Source organism: Lacticaseibacillus sp. 22 (assembly GCF_055413445.1).
The window spans coordinates 25,430-36,763 of record NZ_JBVAYD010000026.1; the positions used below are offsets into that span (position 1 = coordinate 25,430).

Below are 11,334 nucleotides of genomic sequence, written 5' to 3' on the forward strand. Positions count from 1 at the left end.
ATGGACGTTTCATATGATTGGTTAAAAGAGCTTGTCAACATCCCGGTATCACCGGAAGAATTGGCCGATAAAGTGTCACGAACCGGAATTGAAGTGGACGATGTTAAACATCCCGATGCCGGATTGAAAAAGATTGTCGTTGGTAAGGTATTGGCGATCAAACCTCATCCAAACTCTGATCACCTCAACCTTTGTCAGGTAGATGTGGGTGAAGACGAACCGCGCCAGATTGTTTGCGGTGCTCCCAATGTTGCGGCTGGCCAAACGGTGATCGTTGCGCTTCCGGGAGCACGGATTGCCGATAACGTCAAAATCAAAAAAGGCAAAATGCGTGGCGAAGAAAGCCTTGGGATGATTTGCGCTTTGCAAGAAATCGGTTTTAATGAAAATGTGGTTCCCAAAGCGTATTTAAATGGTATTTACGTTTTCAATGAACCTTTAAAACCTGGTACTGATGCTTTAGCCGCACTTGGCATGCATGATGCGGTGTTGGATTTTGAGATTACGCCAAATCGTGCCGATGCTTTAGGCATGCGCGGCGTTGCTTGGGAAGTGGGCGCGACTTATGATGAAAAGCCGCACTTTGAAGAAAAGCCGCTGACAGAAGGTGATCGTCCGGTAGCGGATTATCTCAGTGCCGAAGTTAAAGACGCTCAGGATGCCCCGAGTTATCAGTTACGGGTGATTGACCACGTCACCATTAAAGAGAGCCCGCTTTGGTTGCAACGGCGGTTATGGAATGCTGGCGTGCGTCCGATTAACAACATCGTGGATATCACTAATTTCATCATGTTGGCATATGGTCAGCCGTTGCATGCGTTTGACTATGCTAAACTCGGTAGTCAGCACATTGAGGTTCGGCGGGCGCGCAATGGGGAACCGTTGACCACACTGGATGGTGGCGAACACGAACTAGATGACAGCGATATCGTGATTACAAATGGTCAGGTGCCAGTTGCGTTAGCTGGCGTGATGGGCGGCTTGGATTCAGAGATCTCGGAAACCACGACCACGGTTGTCGTTGAGGCTGCCAGTTTTAATCCGGTTAACGTTCGTAAAACAGCGCTGAAGTACAATTTGCGCTCAGAGGCATCATCGCGGTTTGAAAAAGGGATTAACTTAGCTGATATTAATCGCGCTTTAGATGCAGCAGTTGCCTGGATGAGCGACTTGGGTGGCGGACAGGCTGCCAAGGGAACCGTAAGTCCGACTGCGGTTGACGCAAAAGATGTCGTGGTTGATATTTCGCTGGATCATATTAATCACGTGTTGGGCACGACATTAAGCCAAGACCAGGTGACACGAATTTTCCAACAACTAGGTTTTGGCGTTGAAGTTGCTGATGGTTTATTTGCGGTTGCGATTCCACCTCGGCGTTGGGATATTCATATCAAAGCGGATTTGGTTGAAGAAGTCGCCCGTATTTATGGCTTTGACAATTTACCAAGTACACTTCCGACTACTACGATGACGATTGGCGAGTATACACCGGCGCAAAAGCGAATTCGCCGTACCCGCCATCTCCTTGAAGGGTTGGGTCTTAATCAAGCGATTACTTATGGCCTGACGACTGAGCAAGCGGCAACTAGGTTTAAGTTGCAACCCGGCGAGCCGACGCAGGTTGATTCACCGATGACCAAAGACCATGCCGTACTACGAATGAATATGGTGACAGGTCTATTAGATGTCATTAAATATAATCAGGCCCGTAAAGAAACAGATGTTGCCATTTACGAACAGGGACGGATCTTTACCAAAACCGGTGATCAGGTACGGCCAACTGAAATCGAGTATTTAGGCGGTGCTATCACTGGCCACGTAGCCGCCAAAAATTGGCATCAAGCCGCACGCAGCGTTGATTTCTTCTATGTCAAAGGCATTGTGACGCATTTGTTGGCGGATTATTCATTGGCTGAACCGGTGCACTTTGCAGCGACTCAGGCGGTGAGTGAACTGCATCCGGGTCAGGCGGCTGATATTTTGGTCGGGACGCAGCGAGTCGGCTTCTTGGGCCGTTTGCACCCGGCGTTTGAACATGAACAGCATCTACCCGCAACCTTTGTCTTTGAGCTCGACCTTGATGCCTTATTTGCGGCGCCGCGTCAGGAGAAGATTGCCCAGCCTGCACCGAAGTTCCCGGCTGTGACGCGCGATATTGCGCTGCAAGTTGCCGATACCGTTACCAATGCCGAAGTGATGCAGATCTTCCAGCAACACGGTGGCGCATATCTCAAAGACGTTACCTTATTTGATGTTTATGCAGGTTCGCATATGGCGCCGGGCCAAAAGAGTCTGGCCTATACGCTCACTTATCGGCGCGATGACCAAACCTTAACCGAAGAAGAAGTTACGCAGGCTTTTGATCGGGTCAAAGCAGCACTTGAATCTGATTTAGGGGCAATCATTCGTTAATCGTTAGTCGCATTTTAGCCGGTGGTTCGGTATGATAGTCACTGGCAACGGTCAATGGACTCAGTAACATTCAGACTGTATCGCGTCACCGTCAAGCATGATCTGACGGTGACGTTGCTACATAATGGCGTTGTCATAACTTTGTCTGTTATGCTTGGCGGTTATTTGTGTGCAAGCATAACGGATGAGGTTAACGTTGGCATGAGAAAAAGGAGGCATCTTTTTGGACAAGCGATCCCCGGACGTGGCGGGTAAACGACGCCAGCGGCAACATGAGAAAAAAGCATCGCAAAAAATCGTCGGTTGGGTTCTCGGTATTTTATTTGCTGTACTTGTGATTGTTGGACTGATGGGCTACCGGTATGTCAATTCAGCCTTACAGCCAGTTAACCCTAATGGCAAAACAAGCATTAATGTGACGGTCCCGGCTGGCTCTAGCACGAAACAAATTGCGAGCAGATTAGAAGCCAAGCATGTGATTAAAAGTGCCATGGTGTTCAACTATTACGTGAAGTTTCACAATATTGCCGATTTTCAAGCAGGACGCTATCAACTAACGCAACGTGACAATATGGATCAGGTGATTCAAAAGTTGCGTGCAGGTGGCACTTCAGCAGCCGCGGCGGGACAGTTGCTGGTAAAAGAAGGCGCAACGGTTGAGCAAATTGCGACTTCCGTTAATAAATTGGCTAAATCCAATCAAAATCTGACGAGCAAAAAATTCCTGGCCTTGATGAAGGACCAAACCTTTTTCAACCAGCTGGCTAAGAAATATCCTAAGTTACTTAGCGCTGCAGCCTCGGCTAAAGGGGTACGGTATCGTCTGGAAGGGTATCTTTTCCCAGCCACTTATAGCGTGAGCGCCGGTGAAACCACCAAGGATCTGGTTGAGGCAATGGTGGCAAAGACTGATAGCGTGATGCAAAGTTATTACAAGAGCGTTAAGAAACAAGGTTATTCTGTTCAGGAAGTGATGACCTTGGCCTCGTTGGTTGAGCGTGAAGGGGTGACCCAAGAAGATCGCCGTACCATTGCGGGCGTCTTCTTGAACCGGATTGATGCCGGTATGCCACTGCAGTCCGATATCTCTGTCATGTATGCCTTGAATACGCATAAGACACATTTAACCAACAAAGACACCAGCGTTGATTCACCGTACAACCTATATGTGCACACCGGTTATGGCCCCGGACCATTTGATTCACCGAGCGAACAAAGCATTGCTGCTGTTCTCAGTCCGAATGCCCGCAGTAAGGATTATCTGTACTTTGTTGCAAATCTGAAGACGGGTGAAGTGCTGTATGCAACGACTCGCGAGCAACATGATGCTAATACAGCTAAGTTTGCAAGCGATAATGCCGCTGCCGATAAATAAGCGCAACCGTTGATGAAGGCACCGCGGTCGTCCACCAATCCAATCAACAACGTGACGTCCTGACAGCGCAGCATGCAGCTAATTTTGGATATGATAAAATCATGTCCGGAAGCTAAATCAAATTTCAGGTTAAGCGGCCTTGGAAGCAGTGTCCAACCAGCGGACGTTATTTCCAAGGCTGTGTTATGCGCAGATCTTATATACTGAGTGAGGAAGGCTAAAATGCAACAGAAGAAACCTATTGTGATTGGTGTGACAGGTGGCTCAGCCAGTGGCAAAACCAGTGTCAGTCGGGCTATTTTTAATCATTTTTCCGGTCATTCCTTGCTCTTGCTGGCACAGGATGCGTATTATAAGAAAAGTGACAAACCGTTTTCAGAGCGGAAGAAGATCAATTACGACCACCCGTTGGCATTTGACACGCCGCTACTTAAACATCATCTGGAGCAACTCATTCATCGACATGCCGTTGATCAGCCGGTGTATGATTACAAGATTCATAATCGGTCGAATAAAACGGTTCACCTTGAGCCAAAAGACGTGATCATTCTCGAAGGTATCTTGATTCTTGATGACGAAGCGCTGCGCAACATGATGGACATTAAAGTGTTTGTGGATACAGATGACGATATTCGGGTGATTCGACGTATTCGCCGGGATATGGTGTCACGCGGTCGCACGCTGGAATCCATTATTAATCAATATTTAAAAACCGTGAAGCCAATGTATCATCAGTTTGTTGAACCAACGAAACGTTATGCAGATCTGATTGTCCCAGAAGGCGGTCAGAATCAGGTCGCCATCGATTTGCTGGTCACAAAGATCAAAAGTATTTTGGCAGAGCGCGGTTTAGAAGAGTAGCCATTGACAAATGGTTGCTGGCTTAATAAAGTGACTAAGGAAAATAAGAAGTGAGGTAAGTATTTTATGGCAGACAAAAGCTATCCGATGACAGCAGAAGGTAAGAAGAAACTTGAAAACGAATTAGAGGAATTAAAAACCAAGAAGCGGCCAGAAGTGATTGAACGCATCAAAGTCGCGCGTGGTTTTGGCGATTTATCCGAAAACTCCGAATATGAAGCAGCCAAGGATGAGCAATCAACCCTTGAGAATCGGATTGTTACGATTCAAACGATGTTGCGCTATGCCGAAATTATTGACGCTAAGGCAGTCGCTAAAAATGAAGTGTCAATCGGTAAAAAAGTCACCTTTGAAGAAGACGGCGATGAGGAAACTTATGAAATTGTCGGTGCGGCAGAAGCAGACGCCTTCAACGGCAAAATCAGCAACGAAAGCCCGATCGCTCAAGGACTGATCGGGCGTAAAGTTGGCGATCAAGTCACCATTAACACGCCCGGTGGTGAAATGACCGTTAAAATTACCAAGGTTGAAGGGTAAGCGAGTTTTTGACGGACTTGTAGGCTTCAATTTTGTAAGTAAGGCAAAAGCGGCAATCACGCTCAAATGCAAGAGCAGTGATTGCCGTTTTTTGTTCTTACTCGCGAATAATGGAGCAGGGTCATAATTCACAGCTTCAAAATTGAGGCGTACCATTTCTCACTAAGATTGAGAAATTTCTCGATTTTGTAAGAAATGATACGCTTTTTGGCTTCTTCATATTTGTATGAATGAGCTTTAACGATCCCAGTGCCAAAGCGGAGCAATCGTAGGCTAGATGGGGCTCAGCCGTGGAACAACACAGCGACCGGGCTTTGTCGCTGATGTTGTTAGGCGACTTGGAGACTGCCGGGCTTGCAGGCTCCAAGCGCCGTCTCCGCTCTAGCTTCGCGTCGCCACCCCATCTGGCCGGAGATTGCGTAGTTTGGCACGGCCCGGAACTACTTTAGCTACTTTCTCAGCTGTAGTATTCGGATTTTAGTGAGCATCACATCCTGAGATAGAACTATGTCTCAGTCCCGCCAGTTTCCAATGAATATCAGCCTTACGCCCTAAGCGAGTTGCGTTCCGATTCGTTATAATAATTCGTGAATAGTAGCAGGCTTTTTCGGATAGTGTGCTCTAAGTTCACAACGATTTTTAGATAAGGAGGGATCGCAATGCGCCGCTGGCAACTGTTTTTAGGAATTGAATTTGCGTTGATCCTCTGGCTGGGGTTTCAGATCATCACCAATCCAATGGCGTTGACAACGATCCTGTTTGGCGTTCTTTTTCTCTTTTTAGGTGCGCGTTGGCATCGAATGCGTGCGTTCAATGTGACATTTGGTGGTATCCTGTTGGTACTGGGAATCTTTATTAATCCGGCAGTCTGGTTGATTCTCATGGTAGCAGGCGTGTTCCTAATCATGGTGTTAACCAAGCCGGGGATGGGTTTTTCAATGTGGGACCGCAAACAATACGTTGCACCGGTCACGCAGGAGCCTGGGAAAAAAGCGGGTCGGCGCACGGTTCATTCATGGGGCAACCGGCAAACCATTGCGCCGAGTTACGACTGGGATGACATCAATATGGTCGTTCCTGCTGGCGATACCATTATTGATTTGGGGGATACTTTCCTGCCTAAAGGCGACAGTGTTATTATGATTCGCAAAGGCTTTGGCAAAACCAGAATTCTGGTTCCCATTGGCGTTGGCGTCGCGGTTGAACATGCGACATTTTACGGGCGGCTCCATTTTGAAAATGCGGACTCGATGCTGCATAGTCAAAGCGTAACGATGTATTCGCAGGATTATGACGATGCACCACGGCGTATCCATATCATTACGAATGTAGTGGTAGGTGACTTGGAGGTGCTGGCGGTATGAGGCGACGAATGTTAGTCGGTTTTTTTATGATCTTGCTGGTCTGGACACTTCTAGTCGAGGCCTGTTTGGTTTTTATGCTGGCAAAAGTTACTCAGCACGATTTTCTACGCCTTTTATTAGCCAATGTATTGTCGGCGCCACTGCTGGTTTATTTGCTCATTGGCGCGTTATTGATTAGTTCTGGTGCCACGGTGATTGTGCTTTGGCGCCAGCGGGTCGTGCGTAGTCAGTTGGATAGTCGTTTAGCCCAATTAAACGCTGGACAGTATCAGGCACCGATTTTTAATCGATCGCAACAGGCTGAAGCCGCATTGGGAAAACAACCGGCTGCCTTGCTTGAAGCATTACGGCAAAAAATGATACGCTTGCAACGTGAAATCGAACGTTATAGTAACACACCGGTGCGATTTTCCGGCGAGACGCGGGAAGCCATTTTAACCGGCGAACGCCACCGATTAGCGCGTGAATTACACGATTCTGTTTCCCAGCAACTCTTTGCTGCCATGATGATGCTGTCGGCGTTGCGCAGTGTGGCGGCCCGCGATCCCAAACAAGAAGCTTTGAATAAGCAACTGGATACGATTCAAAAAGTAATTAATGAGGCCCAGGCAGAGATGCGCGCCTTATTGCTGCATTTGCGTCCGACGAATCTTGAAGGAAAGTCACTTAAGCAAGGCATTATCCAGTTGCTGAAGGAATTACAAACTAAGATCACCATCAAAATCACTTGGCAACTGGACGATATTCAGTTGAATGCAGCTGCGGAGGATAATCTTTTTCGCATTGTTCAGGAACTATTAAGCAATACGTTGCGGCATGCAAAAGCTGATAGTCTTGAAGTCTATCTGAAGCGGTTGCAAGATATGGTTATTTTGCGTATGGTTGATGATGGTGTCGGGTTTGATCCAAAAGAAACCAGTAGTAATGGCAATTATGGACTGGCCAATATTAAAGAACGCGCGGCAGCCATGGGTGGTACGGCAAAGGTCGTTAGCGTGGTCGGCCAAGGAACCAGTGTTGAAGTCAGAGTACCGTTATCAAAGGATGTTGCGCATGATTAAAGTATTGATCGTTGATGATCACGAAATGGTTCGACTGGGGCTGTCCACCTATATTGGCGTCCAACCCGATTTAGAAGTCGTTGATCAAGCCGAGAATGGTCAAGAAGGGGTCGAAATGGCCCTGAAAGATCGCCCGGATATTATTTTGATGGATTTGGTGATGCCGGTTAAAGATGGCATTGAAGCGACAAAAGAAATTCTAAAAGCATGGCCGCAAGCTCGTATCATCATTTTGACAAGTTTTATCGATGATGCCAAAGTCTATCCTGCCATGGAAGCCGGCGCGGCCAGTTATATTTTGAAAACCGCAACGGCCGAAGAAATTGCCAAGGCTATCCGCCAGACTGCCAGCGGGGAACGGGTACTTGAGCCGCAAGTCACCACGAAGATGATGAATCGGATGAATCATCCGCAGTCGCAATATGACGAGCTGACGAACCGCGAACGTGAGGTATTACAGCTTATTGCACAAGGCAAGTCGAATCAGGAAATTGCGACCGAGCTCTTTATTACATTGAAAACCGTTAAAACGCATGTCTCAAACATATTGGCCAAATTGGATGTCGAAGACCGGACGCAAGCAGCGATTTACGCGCTTAAGCATGGTCTGGTAAAAAATGATCAAGGAGATGATGGGGTTGCAACTCGCGATCACTGATAAAGCTAGTCAATGGTTTCACCGCGAATTAGATTTGCCTGCTGAAGGTGCCGGCATTCGATTCTTTGGCAAGGCTTATGGTAAAACCCAGGTGCATGATGGTTTTAGCGTGGGCATGACGCGCGATGACCACCCTGACCAGCCAATTATGGCGGTTAAAAAAGATGGCGTGACTTATTTCGTTAACCCGACAGATGCGTGGTTTTTTGAGAATCTGGTCATGACGGTTGACTATGATGCACATCTTGACGAGCCTAAGTACGAATTTAAAGAAGAATAATAAAGTCCGCTGCCAGCGAATTGTCGTTGTTTCACTGGTGGCGGACTTTTAATTATAAGTTGGTACCTACCAACTCGCGGACACTTTATTTTCCAATTATGGTGCGGCGTTTTGCTTCAATAATTCCCGTTCTTTTTTTGCGAGATGTCACGAGCCACCAGCAAAACGTCAGCAGTACACCGGCGATGGTGATCAAGCTGCCCCAGCCTAACAAGGGTGGTCGATAGCGCATGGTAATGTGGTAATGGCCGGGTTTTAACGGAAGCGCCATGAAAATACCTAAACTGGTTTTGGGTTTCACCGGTTGTCCGTTGACCTTGACTTGCCAGCCAGGTGCAGTGGGAATAGTGGTTTGCAACATCTGGTTTTGCTTGTGAATGGTGATATTGGCGGCAAGTGTGGTGGCAGTCACATGGGTTACGTGCCAGCCGCCTGTTTGCAGTTGCGTAAGGTCCTGGATCAGCTGCTCCGTATGCGCTTGATACAGACCGATATTTTCAAACCAGGCTTCTTTTTTGTTGAGTTGAAAAGTTAACGTCTGAATTTCTGCCGCGTTTGCGGGGGTGACGTTAACGGTGATGGTATCATTAAAACTTTCTGGTAACGTGACCGTTTTCCCATTTTGTTTCAAGGTAACCAAATGATTGGCAAAATGACTTCCGAGGGTGAGTACATAGGTTTTGCCAGTTTGCGGTTGAAATTGATATGTCACCGTGTGCGGACCGGAACCGCTTTTGGCAAAAGTTGGGTTTGTACCCGTGGTGACGCGGCGGACGCCGGTTAAAGTCGGTGAAGGAAGTGGCAAAGCAGTAAAATAAGGCGTTGTGTTTTTACCCAGTGCTGCTTGCAAAATAAAGGATTGGTTGGCAAGCGGGGTGTCGCTGTAAAGCTGCTGATTTAATAACGCTTTGTCCGCCGCAAAACCCAGTTGTTGGGCAAATGGGGATTTTAGCACCTGCCACGGACCGACTTGTCGCAGCTGTTGATACCACTTTAAATCAGGTCGTTGTCCGGCATCAGGTAAGGCAGCGCAAGTATGAGTCGGCGTTAAAAAATATTTAATGCCAAGCAAGCTGTCGGTAATCAATGTCCCGTTAGTGTATGCGACCGAGCCATCGTCTTCCGGTTGCCCGATTTGGCCGAAGAATTGAGGTGTGGCCGGCTCAAGTAGCGAGTTGAATTGATCGGCGCCGCGGTAATTGCCTGTCATCGGATCGTTACGGGTGCGAATCGTTGTTTTGCCAATACGAAAAAAGCCGTTATCTGTTTGATTGATGGTGCGTGCGCCTTGGATAAGGGCCGCGGCGTAATCATGGTAAGCATGATGATCAAGATACGCCAATTGATTTAGCGTTAAAATTAAACTGCCACTCATATCGACCAACACAATGGCAAAACCGAACCAAAACGGACGGCGGTGATCCAGGCTTAGCCAGACCAAGACGAGCAACAAGGTGCCAATGCCAAAGATCAGGTGGCCGATGGTTAGAAAGTTGTAATGGTTAAGGTGAAGCGCAACATCCCCATCTATGAGCCCGAATACGATTAATAAAATAACTAGCGTCCGAAATGAAAGCGCCGATTGATGCTTCTGCAGGGTGCTGATGCCGAGACTGAGTAACCAAAAGCATAAGATAAACGTAAAGCGATACGGGTACCAAACCGGGAATTGAAAGCCATGCCACATTAAGTCAAGCGGCTCAAACATGCACGAAAGCACTAAGAAAGCGGTCACCAAAGCAGCAGCCATTTTTTGGCGCCATGTCTGGTGTCGTGATATAAAGAAAAGAATGGCTAAAACAAAGCCTAAAGCACCGATATAAAAATTAGGGTATCCTGAAGGCATCTGATCAAAATTGAAGCTTCCGGGCAGCATTTTGCTAAGCAGTCGATCCGGCGCGTATTCGAACCGCCATTGGATGGTTTTGACGGTATAGGTGCCTTTGGATTGGGCGAGTTGAAACCAGGTAGGCAGCAACACGACTGCGCTGTTCATACCGGCCAAGATGCTAGCCCAGGCAAAGCGCAGACCTGCATGTGCTGTCTGCCGCCAAGAAACGGCATGACTGCCCAGCCAGTAACCGGTATAAAGCACCAGGAAAATGGCGATCATATACCCTGTGTAGAAGTTGACAATGAAAGCCGCCGTTAACCAACCGATATAAGCAAAAACGCGCCCGCCGTTGAGCAGCGTCTCCAGACTTTGGATGATTAACGGCAACAAAATGGCGGCATCAAGCCACATCAAATTAAAACTATTGGCCAACATCCAGCCGCTTAAAGCATAAGCCAGCCCAAATGTGGGGATCATTAAACCCGTAATCGCATGACGTTTGGCATACCACCCCATCGTCAAGCCCGCCGTACTGATTTTCAAGATCATGATGACAAAAACGGCGACATCCAGCAGGTCGGCAGGAAACAGCACAACTAACAGGTTGAAGGGACTCAATAAATAATAGGCAAAAACCCCGAACATATCACCGCCTAGCCCTTTATTGAAGGCGTAAAAAAGTTGTCCGGGATTGCCTAATAAGGTTTGGCGCAAGTAGGCAAAGAAATCAATGTATTGCTGGCCGAGATCAACGGTTAAGACGCTACTGGACCCAAATGGAAAAGCACCACGAATGGCAAAGTAAAAAGCCACCAATAGCCCCGGTAATAGAAAACTCAGTATTAACGGATACTTTTTCGACCAGACTTGTCGCACATGCCCTCACCAACTTCTAAATTAAAATTAATTCCAGCTTATTTTTAAGCTGTTACTGTGAATCAAGCATATCATA

At 47.4% G+C, this 11,334-nt stretch carries 9 protein-coding genes; 8 read left to right on the forward strand and 1 reads right to left on the reverse strand.

The window, feature by feature from the left end; translation table 11 throughout:
- The 8 genes from pheT (at position 1) to ACWP87_RS11175 (ending at position 8,548) form a co-directional block, all read left to right on the forward strand.
- Positions 1-2,412, forward strand: a complete 2,412-nt coding sequence (gene pheT / locus ACWP87_RS11140; protein WP_005684431.1) for a phenylalanine--tRNA ligase subunit beta — start codon at positions 1-3, stop codon at positions 2,410-2,412.
- 223 nt (positions 2,413-2,635) lie between these two features.
- The gene (gene mltG / locus ACWP87_RS11145) at positions 2,636-3,787 is read left to right on the forward strand and encodes an endolytic transglycosylase MltG (protein ID WP_005684430.1); all 1,152 of its coding nucleotides are present in this window, start codon (positions 2,636-2,638) and stop codon (positions 3,785-3,787) included.
- A 222-nt stretch (positions 3,788-4,009) separates the two neighbouring features.
- Complete coding sequence (gene udk / locus ACWP87_RS11150; protein ID WP_005684428.1) at positions 4,010-4,648, forward strand: uridine kinase; 639 nt, start codon at positions 4,010-4,012, stop codon at positions 4,646-4,648.
- A gap of 66 nt (positions 4,649-4,714) precedes the next feature.
- Positions 4,715-5,185: a transcription elongation factor GreA gene (gene greA / locus ACWP87_RS11155; RefSeq protein ID WP_005684427.1), complete on the forward strand. Its 471-nt coding sequence runs from the start codon at positions 4,715-4,717 to the stop codon at positions 5,183-5,185.
- 659 nt (positions 5,186-5,844) lie between these two features.
- The gene (gene liaF, locus ACWP87_RS11160) at positions 5,845-6,549 is read left to right on the forward strand and encodes a cell wall-active antibiotics response protein LiaF (RefSeq protein WP_005684426.1); all 705 of its coding nucleotides are present in this window, start codon (positions 5,845-5,847) and stop codon (positions 6,547-6,549) included.
- A complete protein-coding gene (locus ACWP87_RS11165; RefSeq protein WP_005684425.1) occupies positions 6,546-7,610 on the forward strand; it encodes a sensor histidine kinase in 1,065 nt (354 codons plus the stop codon). The genes liaF and ACWP87_RS11165 overlap by 4 nt, the downstream gene beginning before the upstream one ends.
- Positions 7,603-8,268 (forward strand): response regulator, encoded by a 666-nt coding sequence (locus ACWP87_RS11170; RefSeq protein WP_005684424.1) that lies wholly within the window; start codon positions 7,603-7,605, stop codon positions 8,266-8,268. The genes ACWP87_RS11165 and ACWP87_RS11170 overlap by 8 nt, the downstream gene beginning before the upstream one ends.
- Positions 8,249-8,548: a HesB/YadR/YfhF family protein gene (locus tag ACWP87_RS11175; RefSeq protein ID WP_005684423.1), complete on the forward strand. Its 300-nt coding sequence runs from the start codon at positions 8,249-8,251 to the stop codon at positions 8,546-8,548. The genes ACWP87_RS11170 and ACWP87_RS11175 overlap by 20 nt, the downstream gene beginning before the upstream one ends.
- 85 nt (positions 8,549-8,633) lie before the next feature.
- On the opposite strand, the gene ACWP87_RS11180 is transcribed toward ACWP87_RS11175, so the two are convergent.
- A complete protein-coding gene (locus ACWP87_RS11180) occupies positions 8,634-11,258 on the reverse strand; it encodes a YfhO family protein (protein WP_005684422.1) in 2,625 nt (874 codons plus the stop codon).
- Positions 11,259-11,334 lie beyond the last annotated feature (76 nt).